General features: G+C 39.5%; 21 protein-coding genes. 15 read left to right on the top strand and 6 right to left on the bottom strand.

Going from position 1 to position 25,288, the window contains the following annotated elements:
- The 4 genes from ACEXOE_RS03320 to tsaB all read left to right on the top strand — a co-directional run bounded on the left by ACEXOE_RS03320 (nt 1) and on the right by tsaB (nt 4,634).
- The gene (locus tag ACEXOE_RS03320) at nt 1-1,263 is read left to right on the top strand and encodes an ABC transporter permease (RefSeq protein ID WP_394747303.1); all 1,263 of its coding nucleotides are present in this window, start codon (nt 1-3) and stop codon (nt 1,261-1,263) included.
- Between the two features lie 40 nt (nt 1,264-1,303).
- Nucleotides 1,304-2,449, top strand: a complete 1,146-nt coding sequence (locus ACEXOE_RS03315) for an efflux RND transporter periplasmic adaptor subunit (protein ID WP_394747302.1) — start codon at nt 1,304-1,306, stop codon at nt 2,447-2,449.
- 37 nt (nt 2,450-2,486) lie between these two features.
- A complete protein-coding gene (locus ACEXOE_RS03310) occupies nt 2,487-3,845 on the top strand; it encodes a TolC family protein (RefSeq protein ID WP_394747301.1) in 1,359 nt (452 codons plus the stop codon).
- Between the two features lie 93 nt (nt 3,846-3,938).
- Nucleotides 3,939-4,634 carry a tRNA (adenosine(37)-N6)-threonylcarbamoyltransferase complex dimerization subunit type 1 TsaB gene (gene tsaB / locus ACEXOE_RS03305; RefSeq protein WP_394747300.1) on the top strand — a complete coding sequence of 232 codons (696 nt, stop codon included), beginning with the start codon at nt 3,939-3,941 and terminating at the stop codon, nt 4,632-4,634.
- Between the two features lie 6 nt (nt 4,635-4,640).
- Here tsaB and ACEXOE_RS03300 read toward each other — a convergent pair whose 3' ends face one another.
- The 4 genes from ACEXOE_RS03300 to ACEXOE_RS03285 all read right to left on the bottom strand — a co-directional run bounded on the left by ACEXOE_RS03300 (nt 4,641) and on the right by ACEXOE_RS03285 (nt 7,573).
- Nucleotides 4,641-5,312, bottom strand: coding sequence for a hypothetical protein (locus tag ACEXOE_RS03300; protein ID WP_394747299.1), 672 nt, complete (start codon nt 5,310-5,312; stop codon nt 4,641-4,643).
- Between the two features lie 73 nt (nt 5,313-5,385).
- Nucleotides 5,386-6,204 carry a mechanosensitive ion channel family protein gene (locus ACEXOE_RS03295; RefSeq protein ID WP_394747298.1) on the bottom strand — a complete coding sequence of 273 codons (819 nt, stop codon included), beginning with the start codon at nt 6,202-6,204 and terminating at the stop codon, nt 5,386-5,388.
- Between the two features lie 196 nt (nt 6,205-6,400).
- A complete protein-coding gene (locus tag ACEXOE_RS03290; RefSeq protein ID WP_394747297.1) occupies nt 6,401-6,601 on the bottom strand; it encodes a dodecin family protein in 201 nt (66 codons plus the stop codon).
- Nucleotides 6,602-6,670: 69 nt separating this feature from the next.
- A complete protein-coding gene (locus ACEXOE_RS03285) occupies nt 6,671-7,573 on the bottom strand; it encodes a NifU family protein (RefSeq protein ID WP_394747296.1) in 903 nt (300 codons plus the stop codon).
- 132 nt (nt 7,574-7,705) lie between these two features.
- Here ACEXOE_RS03285 and ACEXOE_RS03280 point away from each other — a divergent pair, with 132 nt between their 5' ends.
- A complete protein-coding gene (locus tag ACEXOE_RS03280; protein WP_394747295.1) occupies nt 7,706-8,725 on the top strand; it encodes a PorP/SprF family type IX secretion system membrane protein in 1,020 nt (339 codons plus the stop codon).
- 81 nt (nt 8,726-8,806) lie between these two features.
- On the opposite strand, the gene ACEXOE_RS03275 is transcribed toward ACEXOE_RS03280, so the two are convergent.
- Nucleotides 8,807-9,985, bottom strand: coding sequence for a vWA domain-containing protein (locus tag ACEXOE_RS03275; RefSeq protein WP_394747294.1), 1,179 nt, complete (start codon nt 9,983-9,985; stop codon nt 8,807-8,809).
- Between the two features lie 227 nt (nt 9,986-10,212).
- On the opposite strand from ACEXOE_RS03275, the gene ACEXOE_RS03270 reads away from it, so the two are divergent.
- The 10 genes from ACEXOE_RS03270 to acs all read left to right on the top strand — a co-directional run bounded on the left by ACEXOE_RS03270 (nt 10,213) and on the right by acs (nt 24,728).
- Entirely contained in the window at nt 10,213-12,453 is a 2,241-nt protein-coding gene (locus tag ACEXOE_RS03270; RefSeq protein ID WP_394747293.1) for a tetratricopeptide repeat-containing sensor histidine kinase, read from the top strand.
- Between the two features lie 44 nt (nt 12,454-12,497).
- Nucleotides 12,498-13,229, top strand: a complete 732-nt coding sequence (locus tag ACEXOE_RS03265) for a LytR/AlgR family response regulator transcription factor (protein ID WP_394747292.1) — start codon at nt 12,498-12,500, stop codon at nt 13,227-13,229.
- A gap of 34 nt (nt 13,230-13,263) precedes the next feature.
- The gene (locus ACEXOE_RS03260) at nt 13,264-13,779 is read left to right on the top strand and encodes a gamma carbonic anhydrase family protein (RefSeq protein WP_394747291.1); all 516 of its coding nucleotides are present in this window, start codon (nt 13,264-13,266) and stop codon (nt 13,777-13,779) included.
- A gap of 94 nt (nt 13,780-13,873) precedes the next feature.
- Nucleotides 13,874-14,758 (top strand): ACP S-malonyltransferase, encoded by an 885-nt coding sequence (gene fabD, locus ACEXOE_RS03255; RefSeq protein WP_394747290.1) that lies wholly within the window; start codon nt 13,874-13,876, stop codon nt 14,756-14,758.
- A gap of 205 nt (nt 14,759-14,963) precedes the next feature.
- Entirely contained in the window at nt 14,964-17,657 is a 2,694-nt protein-coding gene (locus ACEXOE_RS03250) for an Ig-like domain-containing protein (protein WP_394747289.1), read from the top strand.
- 17 nt (nt 17,658-17,674) lie between these two features.
- Nucleotides 17,675-18,649 carry a PorP/SprF family type IX secretion system membrane protein gene (locus ACEXOE_RS03245; RefSeq protein WP_394747288.1) on the top strand — a complete coding sequence of 325 codons (975 nt, stop codon included), beginning with the start codon at nt 17,675-17,677 and terminating at the stop codon, nt 18,647-18,649.
- Nucleotides 18,650-18,662: 13 nt separating this feature from the next.
- Nucleotides 18,663-20,591 (top strand): OmpA family protein, encoded by a 1,929-nt coding sequence (locus ACEXOE_RS03240; protein ID WP_394747287.1) that lies wholly within the window; start codon nt 18,663-18,665, stop codon nt 20,589-20,591.
- Between the two features lie 156 nt (nt 20,592-20,747).
- Nucleotides 20,748-21,005 (top strand): DUF4212 domain-containing protein, encoded by a 258-nt coding sequence (locus ACEXOE_RS03235; protein ID WP_394747286.1) that lies wholly within the window; start codon nt 20,748-20,750, stop codon nt 21,003-21,005.
- Nucleotides 21,006-21,068: 63 nt separating this feature from the next.
- Nucleotides 21,069-22,760 (top strand): sodium:solute symporter family protein, encoded by a 1,692-nt coding sequence (locus ACEXOE_RS03230; protein WP_394747285.1) that lies wholly within the window; start codon nt 21,069-21,071, stop codon nt 22,758-22,760.
- Between the two features lie 60 nt (nt 22,761-22,820).
- Nucleotides 22,821-24,728: an acetate--CoA ligase gene (acs, locus tag ACEXOE_RS03225; RefSeq protein ID WP_394747284.1), complete on the top strand. Its 1,908-nt coding sequence runs from the start codon at nt 22,821-22,823 to the stop codon at nt 24,726-24,728.
- 55 nt (nt 24,729-24,783) lie between these two features.
- Here the strand turns inward: acs and ACEXOE_RS03220 are convergent, their stop codons facing one another.
- Nucleotides 24,784-25,278 carry a hypothetical protein gene (locus ACEXOE_RS03220; protein WP_394747283.1) on the bottom strand — a complete coding sequence of 165 codons (495 nt, stop codon included), beginning with the start codon at nt 25,276-25,278 and terminating at the stop codon, nt 24,784-24,786.
- Between the last annotated feature and the right edge of the window lie 10 nt (nt 25,279-25,288).

The raw sequence follows: 25,288 nt of genomic DNA, 5'->3' as shown, positions 1-25,288 counted from the left end.
ATGCGACAACTATTTGATAGCAATACCTGGCAAGAAATTTTTCAATCGATCAGTAAAAACAAAGTTCGTACGTTTTTAACGATGGTCGGTGTAATCGTTGGAATCTATATTTATATTGGCCTGTCTGGGGCGGCCAAAGGATTGGATCATGGTTTTGAACGTGAATTTGAAACCGTGGCCATGAACAGTATGTTTGCTTGGGCCCAAAGTACCAGTAAACCCTATGATGGCTTTAAAACAGGTAGGCGATTGCAATTAAAGATTGGGGATGTGGAAGTATTGCAAAATCGCATTCCCGAGATTGAACACATTGCCCCTAGGAATGTACGTGGCGTTTTTGGATCTACACCAGGCGTTATCACTAGAGGTCTAAAGTCGGGAAATTATGCAGTCTATGGTGATTATCCGGTATTTACGAAAATCGCCACCAAAAAGATATATGACGGAGGCCGTTTCATTAATGATGAAGATATTGATCAAAGTAGAAAAGTCTGTGTTATAGGGGAACGCACCCAAAAAGAACTCTTTGAAAAAGATGAAGATCCCATAGGGGGCTATATCAAAATCGATGATATTTATTTTCAGGTCGTTGGGGTGCACAAATTTACCCCTGGAGGTGGGTTTGAAAGTGACAGCGATATTTTTATCCCCTTTACCACCTATAAGAAATTATACAATAGCGGTGATAATGTAGGCTGGTTGACCATTGCGGCTTATGATGACGCTGATGTATTGAAGGTAGAGGAAGATGTAAAGCGCACCTTAAAAAGTATCCACAGGGTAGATCCCACGGACGAAAGGGCTTTTGGCTCCTTTAATTTAGGAGAGATATTTAACAAAATCATGGGCTTTGCCAATGGGCTTACCTTTTTGTCCCTCATCGTAGGAATTGCGACAATTGTGGCCGGAGTCATTGGAATCGGAAATATATTGTTGATATCCGTAAAGGAGCGTACCAAGGAATTGGGGGTGCGAAGAGCATTGGGGGCGACTCCCGCTGAGGTTCGTAATCAAATTATTATTGAATCCTTAGTGCTTACCTTCCTTTCTGGAGTCATTGGAATCATTTTAGGGGCATTGACCTTGAAGTTGATTGATGTTTTGACGGCAGGAACAGATTTTCCCTATGCAAATCCTACAGTGCCTATTAGTTATGTTACAGGGGCATTAATTTTTATGGCTTTCATGGGAACCTTAATCGGACTTATCCCAGCACAACGTGCAGTTAGTATAAAGCCCATAGATGCTTTAAGAGAAGAATAAACAAACCAATATAAATAGAATTCGACTAAATACAATTAAAATGAAAAAAGCTTTAAAATGGACATTAATTATAGTTTTGGTTCTAGGTGGACTGTGGTCTGCTGCCTTTTTTATAAAGTCCAATAGTAAGTCAGCCATTACGTACGAGACCAAACAACCTTTTATTTCTAGTATTGAAAAGAAAACCGTAGCTACCGGAAAAGTGATTCCGGAAGACGAAGTAGCTATTAAGCCTCAAATTTCTGGGATTATAGATAAAATATATCTGGAAGAAGGGGTGCAAGTAAAAGCGGGCGACTTAATTGCAAAAATTAAAGTAGTTCCCAATGAGCAATCCCTGAATCAATCCCGCGGACGTGTTCGAAATGCCGAGATTGCATTGAACAATACCAAGATTGAATATGATCGTAATAAAGCACTTTTTGATAAAGGTGTAATCTCAAGCCAAGATTTCAATAACTTAAAATTGAGATTTGATCAGGCTGAACAGGAATTGGAAAATGCCCGGTCCGATTATCAGATCATACAAAAAGGATCTGCTGGCGGATCATCAACGGCCAACACTAATATCCGAGCAACAGTATCGGGAACCATTTTAGAGATCCCTGTGAAAGAGGGAGATCAGGTGATTCAGAGTAATAACTTTAACGATGGTACTACAATTGCTTCCATTGCCGATTTGGGAAAGATGATTTTTGAAGGAAAAGTAGATGAGGGAGAAGTAGGGAAACTGAAATTGGATATGCCTTTGGAGATTAGCCTTGGGGCCATTGAGAAGAAAAAATTTAAAGCAAGGTTGAAATTCATAGCGCCCAAAGGGGTAGAAGAAGCGGGTGCCGTACAATTTAAAATCGAAGGAGATGTAGAAGTGGAAGACGACTTCGTGATAAGAGCAGGGTACAGTGCCAATGCATCCTTGGTTTTAGAAAAGAAGACCGATGTTTTGGTGATTCCTGAAGCACTTTTGCAATTTGATAAAGATACAGACAAGCCTTATGTTGAATTATCTGTTGGAGATCAACAGTTTGAGCGTAAAGATGTGGAAATCGGAATTTCTGACGGTGTGAATGTTGAAATTATCTCTGGACTTACCGAATCTGATAATGTAAAGATATGGAACAAGACAGAGCCCAAAAAGATAGGCGAAGATGATGAGGATGATGGATCGGATAGTGATGAAGACTAGTAAAAAATCATCAATCATAATATAAAACAATCACCAAATGAAAATTAAGATAGCACTACTACTGATCCTTTTTTCAATAGGAGCAGCGACAGCCCAAGTTCGAAAATGGACCTTGGAAGAATGTGTCACCTATGCGGTGGACAATAACTTGACCATTGAACAATTCGAGTTAGATTTAGAAAATGCAAAAATAGATGAGTCCGATGCTTTAGGAGCCCTGTTACCAAACCTTAATGGTTCGGCAGGAGTAAACTCCAGTACGGGTTTCTCCATTAATCCAACCACCAACTTACCAACCAATAATACGGTATTGAGTGCCAATGGAGGATTTAGCTCCAACGTTACTTTATTCGATGGTTTGCGGAATTACAATAGAATACAACGCGCTAGACTGAATGCCATAGCCAATCAATATCGCTTGGACGATTTAAAAGACGATATCCGTCTGAATGTTGCCAATTCCTATTTGCAGGTACTTTCAAATAAAGAACAATTAAAAGTGTTCAAGGCGCAATATGCTGTTACGGAACAGGATCTAAAGCGTACAAAAGAATTGGTGGAATCCGGAGTGGTGCCCAGAGGAGACCTATTGGAAATTGAGGCCACAGCGGCAACGCAGGAACAACAGGTGGTCAATGGGGAAAGTTTAGTGCTCATTTCCAGAATCAATCTGGCACAATTGTTACAGATAACGGACTATGAGAATTTCGATATTGCCGAAGAATCTTTTGAGATTCCTCCATCGGATATTCTTAGTAATTCGGCTAAAGTGATTTTTGACAAAGCCTTGACGTTTAGAAATGACATTAAATTCTCTCAAGCCAATGTTGAACTGGCGGAAAAAGATTTAAAGATTTCAAAAGGAAACAAATATCCTACACTATCCGCATTCTTTAATTATGGAACGCGATACTCGGATCAGAGTTTCCTTCCGGATCCCAATAATCCTGGGCAAACCTTTTTACCAAGTTTTACAGATCAGTTGTACATTTTTGATGGGATTTCCTATGGAGCAACCTTAAATGTTCCAATTTTTAATGGATTTAGCGTTCGAAATAGTATTAAAAGAGCAAAAATTAATGTAGAAAGATCAAAAATTCAGTTGGAACAGGACAAGCTGGCTTTAGAAACCAATATTAATCAATCTTATGTTGATGTGACCAGTTTTTATAAGGCCTATGAAGCTGCGGAAAAAACACTGGAAGCAAGGCGTTTGGCCTATGATTATGCTAAAGAGCGCTTTGATGTAGGGCTAATGAATTCCTTTGATTTTAGTCAGGCACAATCCCGTTTGGATAATGCCGAAGCCAATGTGGTCCGTACAAAATATGACTATATTTTTAGGCTAAAGATTTTAGAGTTCTACTTTGGAATTCCTTTATCCTTGAATAGATAACAACTTAGAATAATTAAACGGAGAATGTCCTGTTTGACTTTATGTCGGACAGGACTTTTTTATACTTATGGATTCTGGGTATATTTGCCCGATATGGCTATTATTTTAAACATAGAAACGGCAACAACCAATTGTTCTGTCGGTATTTCTAAAAATGGGACGTTGGTTGCGCTTAAGGAAGATAACACGCCCAACTATTCCCATGCGGAGCAATTACATAGTTTTATTCAAACTGTTGTGGAAGAGGCTGCGTTACGATTAACGGATATAGAGGCTATCGCTATTAGCAAAGGACCGGGGTCCTATACAGGGCTTCGAATTGGAGTTTCGGCGGCTAAAGGCCTATGCTTTTCTTTAGGGATTCCCTTAATTGCAGTACCTACCTTGAAAGTCATGGCGCATCAGCATAAATTACAGGAAGGAGAACGCATTATCTCTTTATTGGATGCAAGGCGCATGGAAGTATATTCCGCTATATTCGATCATCACTATAATGAAATACGGGAAACAAAAGCTGAGATTGTGGAAGAAGACAGTTTTAAGGAGTATGTAGGTGAAAATAAAGTATACCTATTAGGTAACGGTGCCGAGAAGTGTAAGACGGTGTTAACAGCTCCTAATTTTGAGTATGATAATTCTATTATGCCTTCCGCAAAACAAATGTCCCTACTTTCCGAACAAAGGTTCCAAGCAGGGACATTTGAAGATGTAGCGTATTTTGAACCCTACTATCTAAAAGATTTTATTGTTGCCAAGCCTTCTAAAACTAAGGTGACAACGAAAAAATGATACGAACTATAAAGAATTATAGTAATCCAATACCTTTATATAATCTTCTTCCTTTTTAAGTTTTATCTTATTGTCTGCAATATATGATTTCACTTCGGAAGACTTATCGCTCAAATACTTGAGAATATCTTTTTTGGACAAGCGTACTCTCTCAGCAGCTTTATCGCCTTTTTTGACGAAATAAGAATTTATCGTAATGTACTTTGGTGGAATATTACGATCATAAGTGGTGGCTGCCGCTCTTCCACGCTTTAATTTAATACGAGGTCTAAATAGCAGCTGAACTTCACCTTTGTTCAATGGATTGAAATAGGATGTTTTTTCCACTTCTCCATCCATAAATCTAAAGATACGGTATGTTTTTCCTTTGATTTCTGCGTAAATATAGGATCTCTTCAACAAAGAATAGGAACTATCATTTCCTTCTTTTACTTCTATCTCACTACGGTATGCATTATACCGCAACAATCCTTCTGCTTTTACTTCTCCACTTACAATTACTCTTCCCGGTAGAAAGGTTTCATTAACGAAAGGAGAACCAGAAGCTTTTTCAGCTGTACTACTGCTACCCGAAGTTTTAAAACTTACAATGCCTCCTTCATCAGGATTCCCAAAACTTATTTGTGCAGTTGCAAAAATGGGTAACAAAAGGGCAAAGATGATTGCTTTTAATTTCATAGTCTTCTTAATTTTTGCGCTAATATAGATATATATTTTAGACGTGCAAAAACTTTAAAACTAACGATGTAGTTTATCGATTAAATTGTACCATATGTGGATAAGGAATTTCTATGCCTTCTGCATCAAATCTGAGTTTAAGTTCCTCTAAAACATGGAAGTGCGCTGCCCAGAAAACATCGTTATTGGCCCAAAAACGCAGCGTTAGTTCAACAGCACTGTCGGCCAAAGCCCCTACATATACCTCGGGCTCCGGGTCACTTAAAATAGTTTCGGTTTCTGCACAGATTTGCAATAAAATATTCTTTGCAGTTTTAATGTTGGCATCATAACTGATGCCGATATCGATCTTATCGCGCCGTGTAGTCTCTACATTATAGTTTACAATATTGTTGTTGGACAATTGCCCATTGGGAATTATGGCCACTTGATTGCCAAATGTATTCAACTTGGTCGTGAAAATAGATATTTCCTTCACCGTACCATCGATGCCCTGGGCCGATATGAAATCTCCAACTTTAAAAGGTTTGAAAATTAAAATTAACACCCCGCCGGCAAAATTGGACAGCGATCCTTGTAATGCTAATCCAATAGCCAAACCTGCTGCCCCTACAATTGCCACTAGGGACGAAGATTTAACGCCTAATTGGGTTACCACCAAAACAAACAATAAGACTTTTAAAGCAATGCTGATAAAACTTTGTAAAAAAGATTCAAGTGTAAGATCATAATCTGTTTTTTCAAAGAATTTATGGACCAGCCGGTTTAGAAACTTAATGACCCACAGGCCAACAACAAAAATTAAAATGGCTAAAATTAGATTAGGTAAGGCATTCCAAATCCAATCAATGGCGTTGGAGATATGTTGCTCGTAATCGGTAAAGTTTTCCATAATTGACAATAGGTGTTTGTGAGGTTTGACTTTTCAAAAATACAATACAGAAAGCTAAAAATGATGTAGATTCTAAGTAAATCCCTTGAATTTTAAAAAGGGCGGTAGGAGGTATATTTTTTAATTTTGGCGAAGGTAGGAAACAAAAAAAGCGTCCAAATCTGGACGCTTAATACGGTATAAAAACATACTTTTTTTATTTGATTTCAAAAGTGATTTTAACGTTCACTCTAAAATCAGAGATTTCTCCATCTTTAACACTTGCGCTCTGATCTTGTACGTATACGGAACGAATGTTTTTTACGCTTTTTGCAGCATGTGCTACAGCTTTTTTTGTGGCATCTTCCCAACTTTTTTCGGAGTTTGCCAATACTTCAATTACTTTTAAAATTGCCATGGTAGTGTTTTTAATATTCCCTTAAAGTTAAGAATTTAAAACCAGGGAATACAAATACAATCCATAAAATTATCCATTTAAGGCAACAACTTCATTTACTTTGTCGCCCATCATATTCTTTAGCATGTTCTCAATACCATTTTTCAAGGTAAAGGTAGAAGATGGGCAGCCGCTACAAGCCCCTTGCAGAATAACATTAACCGTTTTGGTGTCCTTTTCATAGGACTTGAACATGATATTTCCGCCATCACTGGCTACTGCAGGCTTTACATATTCGTCCAAGATGTCAATAATCTGTTTTGAAGTATCGTCTAAATTTTCATCCGCTAATTGTTGTCTAGGTGCTTCCGCGGCCTTTTGGGCAACTTTTTCATGGGAAGCTACTTCTTTTCCATCGGCAATAAAATCCCGAATCATTTCCCGCAAGGAAATAGTGATTTCATCCCAATTGGCAACATCGTACTTTGTGATGGAAACATAGTTTTCGTCAAAAAAGACCTCTTTTACAAAAGGAAGTAGAAACAATTCCTTGGCCAAGTCAGAATCCTTGGCCTCATCAATGTTCTTAAACTCCATAATGGTCGGGACTATTTTTTTGTTCACCACAAATTTCATTACCGATGGATTTGGAGTTACCTCGGCATATACGGTTACCGGCAATTTTTTAGTGTTTTCGGTTTCCAAAACTACCGGCTCTCCAGAATTCAGATAATCCACAAGTTGTTGGGCCACTTCGTCCTTAACGTCTGCCCAATCCACAATATCATAGCGCTCCAAAGCAATAAAACTGGCAGATAAATAGACCGTTTTTATAAAAGGGAGATAAAATAATTGTTGGGCCAAAGGAGAATTTTTGGCGTCGTCAATATTGTTGAACTCATAACTCGTATTCTGAGTGATGAAATGATTGGTGTCAAATTTTAATATACTGGGGTTGCTGGTTTCTACCGTAGTGATGGTATATTCTTTCATTACCTTAATTTTTTACAAAAATACAAAGTAATTCCAACTATAGATCTATATAATAATGTTGTATTTCGTCCGTTATACTATATATTTGAACGTTATAACGCCCTAAACACCAACCTTATCCTTATATCCTAGATGAAACATCTATTTTTTGTCTTAATTTCTTCCTTAATGCTAAGCGTTCCTGCAATGGCACAAGAAGGACTTCCCGTGTATTTTGATTATCTATCGGATAATTACTATTTGGTGTATCCTTCCATGGCTGGGATTGGTGAAGGAGGTAAGATACGTTTAACGGCAAGAAAGCAGTGGTTCGATGTCCGGGATGCTCCTAACTTACAGACGGTTAATGCCCATTTTAGGATCAAGGATAGCAACAGTGGTGTAGGGGGAATCATCTTTAACGACCAAAATGGTTTTCATTCCCAGACAGGCTTAAAGGCAACTTATGCCCATCATTTAAAATTTGCTGGGGATGTCAGAAGTTTAAATCAACTTTCCTTTGGTCTGAGTACTACAGTACTTTTGAGTAGTTTGGATGAAACAGAATTTCGTTCCGTACAACCAGATCCTGCGGTAACAGGAACAAAACAAACAGCGAGTTACTTAAATTTTGATATTGGCGTATCCTACAATTTTTTAGAGTTTTATGCGCATTTTGCAGCCCAGAATGTTTTGGGGGCAGAACGCCGATTGTATAGAATTGGTAGGGCAGATCCGGATAATGTACCCGTTATCGATAACCTGAGACGATACTTGTTTTCTGTGGGATATGTTTTTGGAAAAAAGGAATGGCAAATAGAGCCATCCGTATTGTTTCAATTGACAGAGTTTACCCAGGAAAAAACCATTGACCTCAATGCCAAAGTGTACCGCGATGTGGATTTCGGAAGAGTATGGGCCGGGCTATCGTATAGACGAAGTTTTGACGGAGCACAATTTCAGCAGAATGGTAATTTTGGCGAACAACGCCTTCAATTGTTTACCCCTATTATTGGAGTGAACTATAAACAATTCCTGTTTTCCTATAATTACTCTTATCAATCGGGAGATGTTCGCGTAGGAAGCGGGGGCTTCCATCAAATTACCTTGGGATATGATTTTGGTCAACGGGAAAAAAGATTGGATTGTAATTGTCCCGCAGTTAATTATTGATAGCACCATATCCTGAAAAGGATCTACCCATAAGATATGGATAGATCCCTGACAAACACCAACTACAACTAAATCCTTTGCCTACTCCCAAGTATAATTTTTCTTGGCGGCTTGTTTTTTAATAGCGGTTAACATCGCATTTTCCAACTCTCCTTTAGTACCCTCTTTTTGTTGTTTTGCGATATAGGCTTCGCGTTTTACATTTAAGGCATTGATTTTCTCCTGAATCATTTTTCGATCCGATTTTTTTTGGGCAATGTATTTTTGTATTTGTGCTTCTGACTTTCCTTGAAGTTCTTTGGGCAATTGTTCTTTTGATAGTTTGGACAATTTAAAATCTTTGTCATCACTGGCATCGACCAAATCCCAGGTCGAATTTTTATACAAACGCGAACTCTTGCTTACGGCACGTTTTACTGCGACACCCTCTTCCAATTCCATGGCATTGGAATCCTGGACGGACTGTAACTCCATTTTTGATCTTCCTAAAGAACCATAAGAAATGTAAGTATTATTCAATTTTGAATTGAGTTCAATAATGACCTTGTCATAGGGCGTTTTAATCTGCACCACCTGCCTGTTATGATCAATGGCCATATATTCACCACCTGTAAGGGTTGCCCCTTTTTTCCAATGGGAAGAAATGCCTTGATCGTAATTGCCACAGAAAATAGTGTTGACTACAATGTCTTTTTCTTTGGCATTGGTCACCGCATCCACATAATTTAATTTTCCTTGGGAAAAGGGCTCGTTCCCTGCAATGAAGATCATTTTTAAGTTATCTGGATTCTTGCCCCATTCCAACTGTTTTAGGGAAGTTTGGATTACCTCGCCGCAAAATTCCTCCCCTCCATTGGTCGTTAGGGAAAAGAGTTTTTGGGAAATTTCGTCTAAATCACTACTAAAGCCCAAGACTTGTTGTATGTACCCTTCGTTAGAGGGTAAATCATCATTGCCGTATTGGTATAGGGCTATTTGCAAATTAGGACGGGTTTCATTCCCACATCGTGCATAGGTAAAGTTGTTTACAATGTCCCAAAGTTGCGCTTTAGCCTGATTGATTAATCCGTCCATGCTATTACTGGTATCCAATAACAAGGCAACTTTCACATAATGCTTGGACGGTTTGGATTCCGAAGAAATTGCTTTGGCAATAAGAGTTGGATTTTCCGGTTTTTTTGAATGGAGTTCACACGCTAGCAAAGAGGTGATGGAACAGGCCATAAGACCAATACTTAATATATGTTTTATTGATTTCATTTGTTTGTGATTTTAAAATGATTCTTAATGATGAATAACTGCCTAAAGGTATGTTCAAACTTTTTTGAAAAAAATAGGAAATGAGGGAACGCTCTTTTTTAATGAGGGAAAGGACCCTTTAAGTTCGAGAAGAAGGCAAATAGCTGTTTTTATGGGCTCAAAACCGTATTTCATCATTTTTAAAAACCATTTAAAACCCCTAAGTTTATCCTGTTGAAATGGTTTAAATGCAAAAAATCCACTACATCGTCCTATTTTTTAATCTGCTGTTTTTTTCTGGTTTTTCCCAGTTTGAAAATTCAGTGCGAAAGCCTGCGCCCTTTGAGATTAAAGGAACGGTAAAGGGAAAAGAGAATTATAAACCTATTAAAGGCGTGGAAGTGTCCACGGATAAGGGAAGATATACGGTGACCAATGTTCTTGGGGAATACCGGATCAAAGTGAACATTGGGGATGAATTGAAATTTGAGAGTCCGGAGATCGAAACCTTACGCTATACCGTTATCCAGGATAAAGACAAAAGACTAGATGTGTTGGTCGAGGGCTATGAAGTTGTGGTGCGTAGAAAGAAAGAAGCCCGGTCAGCTACAGGTACAAAGTTAAAAAAGACAGCAGGTTCATTGCACCAAACCTATTTGGATTCCGCGAATAGCTACAAGAAATCCGATATTAAAAAGAGTATTGACTTTATAGCCCAATCCATAGCCAGTTTAGGAAAACGAGGGAACAAAGAAAGTTTGGCAAATTCTTTGGCCCTATTGGGTGAAGTATACCAATACCATGGACAGTATGATTTGGCTATCGCCAACTTCAAAGATGCCTTGAATGCCAAGAAAACAATGGCGGTTTCCTTAGAGTTGGGAAAGACATATTTGCTCAATAAGCAATATAAGGAAGCAGAACTTCACTTTCGTTCCTTAGCTCGGGAAAAAGCTGCGACAGCCTATCAAAAAGTGCAGCTCCATGAAGGCTTGGGAGATGCCTATAAAGGATTAGGGGAATTGGATAAAGCGGTTTCTGAGTACAATATCGCTTTAGAAGTAGCCAAGGAAAATCTAATGTCTCCCCGTATCACCGATTTGAATTCCAAAATTGCCGCGGCCTATGCCGATAACAATCGTTTTCAGGAAGCTGAAGGTTATTTTTCCAACTCTTTGCAATTGGCCGATCAAGAAGCTCCACAAAGGGCGATTCAGGAAAAGGAAAAGGTGGCAGATTTCTACAATAAAAATAACCAATACGATGATGAGATCGAATTGCGTAAGGAAAGTTTGGATGAATTAAAATCACTTCCAAATGCCGTAGTTGAAGATAATGAAGCAGATAAGGTGCTAAAGGATACTATTACAGCACAGCGTATCAATTACAAGATTGCCAATGCCTATATTTCCCAAGATAAGTATGATGAAGCCATTCCGTATTTAGAGGAAAGCATTAATGAGGCGGACAGTAAAAATGATTTGATCGTACAAAAAGATGGTTTGCGCAAATTATCCGAAGTATATGAATACAAAGGGGATTTTACCAAGGCCTATGAAACCTACAGGGCCTACGCCTCCGTTGTAGATACTTTGTATATTAGAAAAGAACAAGAATTGTCTCGTGCTGCTCGATTCAATAGGGAGATAGCTTCAAAACAAGGCCGCATTTCGGGCTTGGAGAAAGAACGGGAACTTTCGCAAAGCAAGTATGATCTAATGCAGGCCAATGAACAATTTGCTCTAGAGAGTAACAAGATGCAGCGATGGGTCATTTATTCCCTAATTTTAGCGATACTTCTTATTGGTTTAACAGCATTCTTTTTTTACAGAAGCAATAATCAACAAAAATTAGCGAATAATCTTTTGGCGTTAAAGTCGCTTCGTTCGCAGATGAATCCTCATTTTATATTCAACGCCCTAAATTCGGTCAATAATTACATTGCAAAAAGTGATGAACGCAGTGCCAATAGATATCTGAGCGATTTTTCAACTTTAATGCGCGCCGTGCTAGAAAATTCCGAAGAAGATTTTATATCCCTATCCAAAGAATTGGAATTGTTGGAATTGTATACCAAATTGGAACATTCCCGTTTTCCAGATAAATTTGATTATAAGATTACTATCGACGAGCATATAGATATTGATGCTTTTCAGATACCACCAATGTTATTGCAACCCTATATAGAAAATGCAATTTGGCATGGACTTCGGTATAAGGAGGAAAAAGGATTTTTGAACATTGATTTAACGCAGAAAACAAAAGGAGTCATAGTGATAACCATTACGGATAATGGCATTGGACGTAAAAAATCCGCTGCTTTGAAGACGACCAATCAGAAAAAGCAAAAATCCAAAGGGATGGGTAATATCAAAAAACGAATTGCTATTCTAAACACTATGTATAAGGATAAAGTAGATGTTCAGATTTCCGATTTGGAAGATGAAGGCAGGGGTACCAAGGTAATATTTACACTAAACAAAGAATAAATGAGGTCTTTTGTAAGACCATTTTCAAGAATAGATCAGCATCAATGGGTATAAAAGCGATAATTGTAGAAGACGAAGCGAACAGTAGGGAGATTTTAAGAAATTACCTAGCAAAATATTGTCCCTCGGTAGATTTAAAGGGTGAGGCCGCTACCATAAAAGAGGGTTTGGTATTGATCGAGAACGAAAAACCCGATCTTGTCTTTCTGGATGTGGAAATGCCTTTTGGGAATGCTTTTGATCTGTTAGATCAGGTTCCCGATCGCAATTTTGAAACTATTTTTGTCACGGCCTACAATCAATATGCCATGGATGCCTTGAATAATCATGCCGCCTATTATCTGATGAAACCTATTAATATTGATGAATTGATCAAGGCTGTGGACTATGTCACAGAAATAAGAACCAAAGAAGATGCCCTTCAAGATAGGGTGCTAAAGCCCAAATTGAAACATGTTGAAGGAAAAATTACCTTGCCTCAGCAAGATGGTTTTCAAGTACTGAATATATCGGATATCCTCTACTGCAAGGCAGACGATAATTACACGGAGATTTATGTGGGGAACAAAAAAATAGTGGTCAGTAAGACGTTGAAATATTTTGAAGACGCTTTATCCCAGTTTTCCTTTGCGCGAATCCATAAATCATATTTGGTCAATGTGAATGAAATTATCAAGTATAAAAAAGGCAAAGGAGGGAGTGTCGTAATATCCAATAATAAGGAATTGCTGGTTTCGGCATCTAAGAAAAAAGAATTACTATCGTATTTTGAATAGTAGGATACTATATTCTAATACCTAAAAATATACTATGATCATAAAAACAGTGAATGGAAAAACTCCTGTGATGGGCTCGGATTGCTATATCGCAGACAATGCAACTTTGTTGGGTGAGGTTAGCATGGGAAATCAATGTAGCATCTGGTTCAATGCCGTTTTACGTGGAGATGTGAACTATATAAAAATGGGAAACAAAGTCAATGTCCAAGACGGTGCCGTTGTACATTGTACGTATAAAAAAGCCGCTACTACTATAGGGAATAATGTATCTATTGGGCACAATGCAATTGTTCACGGATGCACTATAGAAGATAATGTGCTCATTGGTATGGGAAGTATTGTTATGGACAATTGCGTAGTGGAAAGTCATAGTATTGTGGCGGCAGGAGCAGTATTGACCAAAGGTACCCATGTGCCAAGTGGAACGGTGTTCGCAGGCGTACCTGCAAAAAAAATACGGGATATCAGTCCGGAATTGAGTAAGGGAGAAATTGATCGCATTGCCAATAACTACATAGAATATGCCAGTTGGTTCAAAGAAGATTAGTTTAGTGTATTTTACAGAAGGGTGATATCTTACAGCAACGCTATGTGGACTAAGTTTAGAATATGTATTTTTGTTCCACCAAAACACAAAAGTTATGAATGCATATGTATTTCCTGGACAAGGAGCCCAATTTGTAGGCATGGGGCTAGACCTTTATGAGAAATATCCTTTAGCTCAGGAATTGTTTGAAAAGGCCAATGATATTCTTGGTTTTTCTATTACCGATATTATGTTTGAAGGTACCAAAGAAGACCTTCAACAGACCAAGGTCACCCAACCTGCAATCTTTTTACATTCCGTGGTACTCCATAAAATCATGGGAGAGGAATCCAAACCTGATATGGTGGCAGGACATTCTCTAGGAGAGTTTTCGGCTTTGGTAGCAAATGGCACTTTAACGTTTAGTGATGCGCTGCGGTTGGTTTCCCAGCGTGCCTTGGCCATGCAAAAAGCCTGTGAATTACAATCGGGCACTATGGCTGCGGTACTAGGACTGGAGGATAATCTTGTTGCAGAGAAATGTGCCGAAATAGAAGGGATTGTTGTTCCGGCAAATTATAATTGCCCTGGTCAATTGGTGATATCTGGTGAGCTAGCGGCTGTTCAAACCGCTTGCGATCGCTTAAAAGAAGCAGGAGCCAGAAGAGCATTGATTCTGCCAGTGGGCGGAGCTTTTCATTCTCCCTTAATGGAACCGGCACGAGAAGAATTGGCGGCAGCTATAGAAAATACCACTTTTAATGTTCCAAGCTGTCCTATCTATCAAAATGTATCCACTACAGCTATTACAGATTCCGAACTTATCAAAGAAAACTTGATAGCACAATTGACCGCACCGGTTAAATGGACGCAAAGTGTTCAAAATATGGTAAGTGACGGAGCAACAGTATTTACAGAGATTGGTCCTGGTAAGGTTTTACAGGGCTTGGTTAGAAAAATAAGCCCCGGCATTGAAACCACACCCGCCATTATTTCGTAAATAAATGTGCCCTAGTCTTACTTTAAACGATGAATATCGTAATTAACCCCCGTTTTTAGGGTTGTAGACGACTTTTTTAGTAATATTGAACTCTGTTTTTTAGAGATGGGTATGGTATTTAAATCGATCTAAAGAGCACTAGATGAACATTAAAATTAATATGGATTTCCTTTACAAAAAAAAGAGGGTGTCAAAACTAAAGTTTTTGATACCTTTTGTAGCTTGCCTTTTTACCTATGTAAGTGGCTATAGTCAATGTACGGCGGGAACCGCTGCACCTATTCTCGATGCTACCTTGGAAACCTCGTTTTGTAACTCCGCAGGGGTTAACTTAAACGATTATTTTATTGGTACAGAGCCAACACCAGGTTCATTGCGATGGACGACTAATCCTACTCCTGCCATAGGTGATTTGTTAGAGATTACAGACCCCGCCGTGACCAATGCTACGGTTTCCAACACCTATTTTGCGGTTTTTTTGGGGACAGAAGTATCTACCGGAGACCCTTGTTTAAGCCCATTAGCGCCGCTGACATTAACATTTAATATAACACCAACCATAAGCGATGCTGCTGCAGATAGCGCCATTTGTGACTCTGGAACTACCGTTTTGCGAGCGACCACCGATGTAGGTACGCTACGATGGTATGATGTTGCTTCAGGGGGAACACCCTTAGCAACGGGCCCTGTTTTCAATACCCCTAATATTTCCACTACAACTTCCTTTTTCGTAGATGCCATAAACAATGGTTGTGTATCACCAAGAACGGAAGTGGTAGCAGTGGTAAATACAACACCCTCCTTGGGAACTTTAAATCCAAATAATCAATTTTGTAATGTTGCAGCCAATGGGGATACCACTTGGGATTTGGATTTCACCATAATCAATGAATCTATGGGAGGCCCATGGGAGATTGTTTCCACCCCTGCAGGTAGTACGGTGACCATAGGAGCTCAAAATATTGTTGATTTTAATACCCAGCCTTCTGGAGAATATGTATTTCGATATACCACGATCGAGGCCGTTGCACCTTGTGTAGACCAAACGATCGATGTTTCCCTCTTTATTAGTGATTGTGCGCCAGATTGTGATGCAGGAACGATGCGACCTACATTGGATACAGATGTGCCCACGGTTTTTTGTGATGTTATTACCCAAAGTCTTAATGACTATGTCGTGGGAAATGCCCCGGCAGGAAGTGAACTCCGATGGAGTACCAATCCCGATCCCTTGGTAGTGAGTGCACATTTGCCTGATGCCGATGTAGCCAATCCAGCTCCGGGAGGATATTTTGGATTCTTTTTTGATGAGGTGAATATGTGCGCGAGTACTACCTTGGAAATAACGTTGACCCTAAATACAACGCCCACCATTGACGCAGTAGAACCTGATGTCCGTTGTGGAGAGGGAAGTCTTACCTTAGGAGTTAGCGGTAGTGCAGGAGCTACTTTTAATTGGTACGATACGGCGACAAGTACAACTATTTTGTTTTCTGGTCCCACTTTTGTGACACCAAGTATCAATGCTACCAGAAATTATTTTGTAGAAGCTACAGCAAATGGGTGCCCTTCTGCCAGAGTTCCTGTAGAAGCCACTGTAAATATTCAGCCTTCAGCAGGTATCGCAGAAGATATTTTAGCCTGTAGTACAAATAATAGTGCTGTAGGGCCTACCATCGTAGATTTGGATGATCAGCTTATGGGGGCGGACCCTGGAACTTGGGCACTTACCACAGACCCTTCAGCTGGGGAACTGATTATCTTAAGTGGGAATATTATTGACTTTACAGACTTAGCCTCCGGAGATTATGTGTTCACCTACACCACCAATACTGCTACTGCACCCTGTGTGGATGAGTCCACTACCTTAACCATTACGGTGGATCGTTGTATCGTGGATTCTGATGGTGATGGGTTGAGTGATGATGAGGAAACGATGATTGGAACCGATCCCAATAATGAAGATAGCGATGGAGATGGTATCGACGATGCCACAGAAGTGGGGGATGATATTGACAATCCTTTGGATGGAGATAATGACGGTATTATAGATGCGCTGGATTCCAATACCTTGGATGAGGATGGAGATGGTGTCGTAGATCAGCAAGACCCAGGCAATGCAGATCCCTGCGTGCCTGATAATACTATAGGCCTCTGTGATACGGATGGGGATGGAATTCCAGATGGGGTGGAAATTGCTACCGGATCGGATCCTTTAGATCCCTGTGACCCTAACTTAACTCCTGATTGTAACCCAAATCCGGTAGATTTTTCAATTACAAAAGAAGCAGATGTGGGGCAGTCCAATGTTGCTGTGGGAGAAGAAGTAGTGTTCACGATTACCTTGACCAATGAAACTCCGGAAAGAGCCGCAGTGGTTCGTGTCATTGAGTTGATTGAAGAAGAGGCGGGCTTTCGTTATCTGTCACATACCACTTCACGAGGAGAATATACACCTGGAGATGGGGTTTGGTTAATTAATGAGATTGAGGGAGAGGAAGTGAATACCTTGGTTATTCGTACACTGATATTAGATTTGGGGAATCATGTCAATACCGTTAATGTCTTGAACTCTTTTCCTATCGATATGAATTTGGAAAATAACGAGGCTACTGTCGCCATTAATGTGAATCCTGCAGGAATTGTTTTTAATATCTTTTCGCCTAATGGGGATGGTTTTAATGATTTTCTGGTCATAAGCGGAATAGAAACTTTTCCAGGAAACAGTCTGCAAATTTTTGATCGGTATGGCAATGAAGTTTTTAGTGCCACTAATTATGATAATACATGGGACGGTACAGGTAGAAACGGAAACGTACCCAAAGGAACATATTTTTATTTGTTGAACTTGGCCAATGGTACTGAGGTACAAAAAGGCTATATCCAAATTTTAAGATAGAAAAGATGTATAGTTCAATGAATAGGATCTTGTCCTTTAAAAAAATAATGTTTGCCTTATTGGGGTTATGGATTACTTCCGGAATATATGCCCAGCGGGAACCACAGTATACCCAATATGTAAATAACATTGGTAGTTTTAACCCAGCCTACGTAGGGACGGTAGATAAATTTCAGGCCACGGGCCTCTATAGAACACAATGGGTAGATATTCCAGGTGCTCCTAAAACAATTCGTTTTGGATTGAATATTCCGTTTGCGAACGAAAAAACAGGATTAGGGTTCAATGTGGTAAATGAGGAATTGGGAGCCACCACCCAAACTTTTCTGGATATTGCCTATTCCTATCAAGTGAACTTCTCGGAAGAGACCAAATTATCATTTGGCTTAAATGCGGGAGGCGCCTTGTACGATTTTGATTTTTCCAATCAAAATATTGAAGATTTAAATGAACCCCTGTTAAATACATTGCAGTTTAACGAGTTTTACCCTATTGTAGGGGCCGGGGTATTTCTTTATGCAGAAGAATGGTATGTGGGATTGTCTGCACCAAACTTCTTAACAGGAATTGTAGACAGTGAGATCAACAGTATTGTGGATGATGAAACACAGTTGAATTTCATTGGAGGTTATGTTTTTGACCTTTCCGAATCGCTCAGGTTTAAGCCGGCCTTTTTAGCCAATTATACCCAGGGCTTACCCGTAAACCTGAACCTTTCTGCCAATTTTTTAATTCGGGATGTACTTACGTTGGGAGCATCCTATAGGTTAGACAATGCTGTTAGTGGGTTGTTAGGGGTGCAAATATCAAAGGGAATACTGGTAGGCTATGCCTATGATTACAATACAAATCCTTTAGGGGAATTTAGTCAGGGCTCACACGAAATTATCATGAAATTCTCTTTTAGTAAGAAAGAAGACAGACAAAACAAGAAGAAGGCAAATAAAGCCAAGGGCAAACCAAAACAGATCGATTCCCCACGATTTTTCTAAAAGAAAAAAGGATATGAAATTTAGGATCGCCATTATATTTTTAGTAATGAACCTTATGGGAAATGCCCAGGATATTCAATCCAAAGGAGATGCCCTATATTTTCAGTATGCCTATAAAGATGCTATTGTTCAATACAACAAAGAGGCGCTAAAGAAACCCTTGTCCAATACACAGTTATTGAACCTGGCCGATTCGTATCTAAAAGAAAAGAAGAGCGAGCAAGCGTTAGAGGTGTATTTAGAGGTGCATCAAAAAGATTTTGAAATGCCTACCCATGATGTCAATAAAATGCTCCAAAGTATGGCAAAGATCTCAGGGTTAGAAGCGGTACAGTCTTTTTTGAAGGAAGAAGATGTACTTCTTTCCAAAGAATTAACGGAAAACGCCAACTTTAATTTTGAACTCTTGGAATCAGATATGGGCAACGAGAAAGGGATTACTGTTTTTAATAGTGAGGGGAATAGTCCTCAATCCGATTTTTCGCCTAGTTTTTACAAAGAAAAACTGCTTTTTGCAAGTGGAAGACCAAAGCCGTCCAAAAAGAAATTTAGGAGGTCAACTGGTTTTCTAAACATTTATGTTGCCAAGATATCGAACCAGGGTAAACTAATGAATCCAAATGCCTTTGAGGGAATTCCAAAAACAAATTTCCATAATGCAACCCCTTTTTATTCGGAAGCCTTGGAAAGTATTTTATTTATACGATCAAATGCATTTGGTAACGAACTGGCTTATGACAAGAATGGGAAGAATGCCTTAGCTATGGGAATTGTAGATCTTAATGGGGATTTCCGTATGCTTTTAAGTGATTTAAGTACGTCTTTCTATTATCCATATTATGATGCTAAAAATAGCAAGCTTTATTTTACGGCCAATTTTGAAGATAGTTATGGCGGAACAGATATCTACTATGTGCATACCAATAATGGTCAGATTATGTCGGCTCCCATTAACTTGGGCCCAAGAATAAACACTCCTGGAAACGATATGGCTCCTTATATATTTAATAACAGCCTATACTTTTCTTCTGATGTGTTTTATGGGCAAGGAGGTATGGATATATATCGTTCCAATTTCCAACCCGATGGGTCTTTTAGTACGCCTGTGAACTTAGGAGAAGGAATCAACTCAGATTCAGACGATTTTGGATTTATTATTAGGGAAGGAGGCACTCAAGGATTTCAGGGATATTTTGCTTCCAACAGACAAGGGGGTAATGGAGATGACGATATTTATGGTTTTTATGCACAAGAGAAACCGGGCTTGCGCACTATTATTGTTAAAGGACAGGTCCGAACCACAAACTCCGGAGATCGTATTGCCAATGCCCGGGTAAAAGTGTTGGACGCCAACAAAGAAATAATTAAAGAACTTGTTACAGCAAACGATGGGACCTATGCCTTTGAAATCCCTTGGAGAAAAGAAATAGTTATTGAAATTTCAAAAAATAAATATTCCAGCTTTACCAAAGTCTTTGGAGAACAGGCACTGAATGAGAATGAGGAATATGCGGTATTGGATGTGGATATGGTGTTATTGGACGATTTGATCGAGGACAAAGAAAATGAGACCGTACTGAAGCTCAAGAAATTCTATTTTCAACGTTATAAGGCGGTAATAACTCCAGAGATAGCATTGGAATTGGATAGAGTGGTAAGTGCCGTAAAAGCTTTTCCAAAATTACAGTTGCAGATAGAAACACATACGGATAGTAGGGGAGGGAGTACTACCAACTTAAGGCTTTCGCAAAGACGTTCACAAGCCATTCTTAATTACCTTTTGGAAAAAGGAGTGTCCCAAGATAATATTGTTGATGCTATTGGTTATGGAGAAAGTAAAATAATAAATAACTGTACCAACGGGGTATACTGCCTAGATTTCTTACATAAAAAGAACGAACGCTCCAATGTTATCATCAAGAACTACGATCAACTGAAATAGGGAAAATAACTCGAATCAAGCCGTCGAGTTCTTCTTTGCTCCCTTTCTGCAGGAGCCTTCCATTTTATGCATACTATGATTGCCTAAGGGCAAATTAATCGGTTTGCCTTTTTTATAGTTTTCAGGATTAACTATATTTAGAGAAATATAGTGGTCATGGACAAAAAAGCACGCGCCAAGGCATATTGGAAAAAGAATGTATCTTATCTAATACTACTCTTAGGAATATGGTTTTTGGTTTCTTATGGGTTTGGAATACTTCTAAAGGATTTTTTGGATGAGATTTCCTTGGGGGGATTCAAATTGGGCTTTTGGTTTGCACAGCAGGGATCAATTTATGTTTTTGTAATACTCATATTTGTTTATGTTGCTTTAATGAATCGTTTGGACAAAAAATATGGTTTTGACGAATGAATCTTATGGCCATATACCACACTATTTTTTCCTTGAACATACTACATTAAACCTTCCTGAATAATGAGTGTACAACTATGGACTTATATTTTTATACTGCTTACGTTTTCCGTTTATATTGGCATTGCGATATGGTCTAGAGCTGGCTCTACAAAAGAGTTCTATGTTGCGGGAGGAGGAGTGCCTCCTTTGGCAAATGGATTGGCCACGGCAGCAGATTGGATGTCGGCAGCTTCTTTTTTAGGGATGGCCGGTCTAATCTCTTTTGGAGGGCATGATGGTTCGGTCTATCTCATGGGGTGGACCGGGGGATATGTGTTACTAGCCTTGTTGTTGGCTCCCTATCTCCGGAAATTTGGAAAATTTACGGTCCCGGATTTCATCGGAGATCGTTACTATTCCAATGTGGCACGAACCGTAGCCGTTATTTGTGCCTTATTGGTTTCCTTTACCTATGTTGCCGGACAGATGCGAGGGGTAGGTCTGGTGTTTTCCCGATTTTTGGAAGTATCTATAGAGGAGGGAGTAATCTATGGAATGATCATTGTTTTGTTTTATGCCATTTTGGGAGGAATGAAAGGAATTACCTATACGCAAGTAGCACAATACTGCGTACTCATTTTTGCCTTTATGGTGCCTGCAATTTTTATTTCCCTTCAAATGACGGGAAACCCTATTCCACAATTGGGAATGGGTGCAAATCCCCTTGGAGAAGAGATTTCTTTATTGGATAAATTGGATGGTTTGTCCACCGAATTGGGATTCTCCCAATATACAGATGGTTCAAAATCTACAATCGATATCTTTTTTATAACAGCAGCCTTAATGTTGGGTACTGCGGGCCTCCCTCATGTTATTGTACGGTTTTTTACAGTGCCCAAGGTAAAGGATGCTCGTAAATCTGCAGGTTATGCCCTTTTGTTTATTGCAATCTTGTATACTACCGCCCCAGCGGTTGCGGTTTTTGCCAGAGTGAATCTTATTGAAACGGTACGGGATAAGAAGTATGCGGAGATGCCAGAATGGTTCTCGAAATGGGAAGAAACAGGCCTTATTACATTTGAGGATAAAAATAAAAACGGAACCATTCAATATGTTGCCAACGCTAATGAGAATGAACTTACTGTGGATAGGGATATCATGGTATTGGCAAACCCGGAAATCGCCAATTTGCCCAATTGGGTGGTAGCTTTGGTTGCAGCAGGAGGTTTGGCTGCAGCCCTCTCCACGGCAGCAGGCTTGTTGCTTGTTATTTCCACATCCATTTCTCATGATCTTATTAAAAAACAAATAAGACCGGATATTTCGGATAGGGGCGAGTTGATCGTAGCCCGCTTGGCAGCCTTTGTTGCGGTTTGCATAGCCGGCTATTTTGGCATAAACCCTCCAGATTTTGTAGCAGCAACGGTTGCTTTGGCCTTTGGTTTGGCGGCAGCCTCTTTTTTTCCCGCCATAGTCATGGGAATTTTTTATAAAGGAATGAATAAAGAAGGGGCAATAGCCGGAATGATAGGCGGTATTGTGGCCATGTTGTTCTATATGTTGAAGTTTAAATTTGATATGTTCGGAGGCGGAACGGCTGAAGATTGGTGGTTCGGGATTTCCCCGGAAGGCTTTGGTACTATTGCAATGTTACTTAATTTTACAATAGCCTTGGTAACTTGTAGGTTTACTAAGAAAACACCTGAAGAAGTGCAACAAATTGTGGAAGACATCCGTATTCCTTCGGGGGTTAAAGAAGCCTCATTACATTGACAACTAGAATACAAAGCGATTCGGACTAGCGAATGACGTTTTGAAAAAAATAAGAAAAACATGAGTAATTATCACATAAAACATCTGGAAGAATATTTTCAAGTATATCGTAAATCTGTTCGCGATCCAGAGAGTTTTTGGGAAGAAATTGCAGAAGAACATTTTGTTTGGCGAAAAAAATGGGATAATGTTCTACGTTGGGATTTTACAAAACCTGAAGTAAAATGGTTTGAAAATGCCAAATTAAATATTACCGAAAATTGTTTAGACCGACATCTTCCGACCAGGGGCGATAAAACAGCTTTACTTTTTGAACCTAATGATCCAAATGAGGAAGCCCAACACATTAGCTACCGGGAATTACACGAACGTGTATGCCGAATGGCAAATGTGCTTCTGGATAATGGCATTGGAAAAGGAGATCGCGTCTGTATTTACTTGCCAATGATTCCTGAACTGGCGGTTTCCCTTTTGGCATGTGCGCGAATTGGAGCCATACATTCCGTGGTTTTTGCAGGTTTTTCTGCGAATGCCTTGGCTACTAGAATCAATGATTCTGATTGCAAAATGGTGATTACTTCGGACGGTTCCTATCGCGGAAATAAAATGATTGATCTAAAGGGGATTGTAGATGCCGGTCTTGAAGAGTGCAAGGGCATACAGTCCGTATTAGTGGTTAAGCGCACTGGGGCCGAAGTGGCTATGAAGGAAGGAAGAGATCAATGGCTACAACCGCTTTTGGATAATGCCTATGCCGATCATATCGCTGAGGTTATGGATGCCGAAGATCCGCTTTTTATCTTATATACTTCAGGTTCCACTGGAAAACCTAAGGGAATGGTGCATACTTGTGCTGGGTATATGGTCTATACCGCGTATACCTTTAAAAATATTTTCCAATATCGGGAAAACGATGTGTATTGGTGTACGGCAGATATTGGTTGGATAACAGGACATTCCTATATTTTGTATGGTCCTTTGGCCAATGGGGCCACTACGGTGATGTTTGAAGGGGTGCCATCCTATCCCGATTATGGACGCTTTTGGGAAGTGGTTCAAAAACATAAAGTGACCCAATTTTATACGGCTCCAACGGCCATTAGGGCCTTAGCCAAAGAAAGTTTGGATTTTGTTGAAAAATACGATTTGTCTAGCCTTAAAGTTTTGGGCTCTGTAGGAGAACCTATCAATGAAGAGGCCTGGCACTGGTACAATAACAATATTGGAAAAAAGAAAAGCCCCATTGTAGATACGTGGTGGCAAACGGAAACCGGAGGAATTCTCATTTCTCCCATCCCTTATGTAACGCCAACGACCCCCACCTATGCAACATTGCCGTTTATTGGTATACAACCTGCTTTAATGGATGAGAATGGTGAGGAAATTAGAGAAAATCAAGTTGATGGACGCTTGTGCATCAAATTTCCCTGGCCCTCTATGGCTAGAACTATTTGGGGAAATCATCAGCGGTATAGAGATACTTATTTTTCCGCTTATGAAGGGAAATATTTTACGGGCGATGGAGCCTTGCGCGATGCCGTAGGCTATTATAGAATTACAGGAAGAGTAGATGATGTTATTATTGTTTCGGGTCACAACTTGGGTACTGCGCCTATCGAAGATTCGATCAATGAACATCCGGCGGTGGCAGAGTCAGCCATTGTTGGGTTCCCTCACGATGTTAAGGGAAATGCGTTATACGGTTTTGTGATTTTGAAGGAAATAGGACAAAGTAGGGATCGGGATAATCTACGTAAAGAAATCAATCAGCAAATTACGGAACAAATAGGCCCCATAGCTAAATTAGATAAAATTCAATTTGTGTCTGGTTTGCCCAAAACCAGAAGTGGAAAAATTATGCGAAGAATTTTGCGGAAAATTGCTTCTAAAGATACAGCGGCCTTAGGGGATATCAGTACTTTGTTAAACCCTGAGGTAGTAAAAGAAGTGATGGATAATGCTTTGTAATGCACAAGGCATTATCCTTGGGTCTTTTTTCAGTAGGGATGCTATAGGCGCAGGATTATCGAAAGGATTCTGGCAGTATATTCACGTATTCCAAGGTACCATCCGTACTTGTGGCATATAAATAAAAATCGGCCAATCTATAGGTATTGCTCACATCTATTTTCAATTCCACGGCCTTGATATCTTCATTCGCGGTTATGAGACGATAGCGCATGGTTTTCAGAATTTTTTTGTCCACCACTTCAAAGAGCTCATAATCGGTAATGGAACCAATAATAGCTGTGCCCATAACATAGGCTTCATTGTACATATCCAAATTGGACATGATCCTACCATGAATTTTTGGAGTAATGTATTCCTTGTCCAAAAGATACCTCGCCCCATCCGGATGGTTTAAGGAGGTTAGAATATCCCCTACAATCAATTCTCCCCTGTTTTTGAATTTAGGGTCTAACTGATCTAATGGGATGGTTTGATAGTTATTTGGTGCGCATGAAATGGAGACTTGGCAAAGAAAAAGGCCTATAAGGACCATGCATATGCGTCTCACATACAAGATT

Origin of the sequence: Spongiimicrobium salis, from assembly GCF_043678055.1 — a bacterium.
GTDB classification, from domain to species: domain Bacteria; phylum Bacteroidota; class Bacteroidia; order Flavobacteriales; family Flavobacteriaceae; genus Spongiimicrobium; species Spongiimicrobium salis.
The sequence above is the reverse complement of the archived record's forward strand: the minus strand, read 5'-3'. Positions and strand labels throughout refer to the sequence as shown.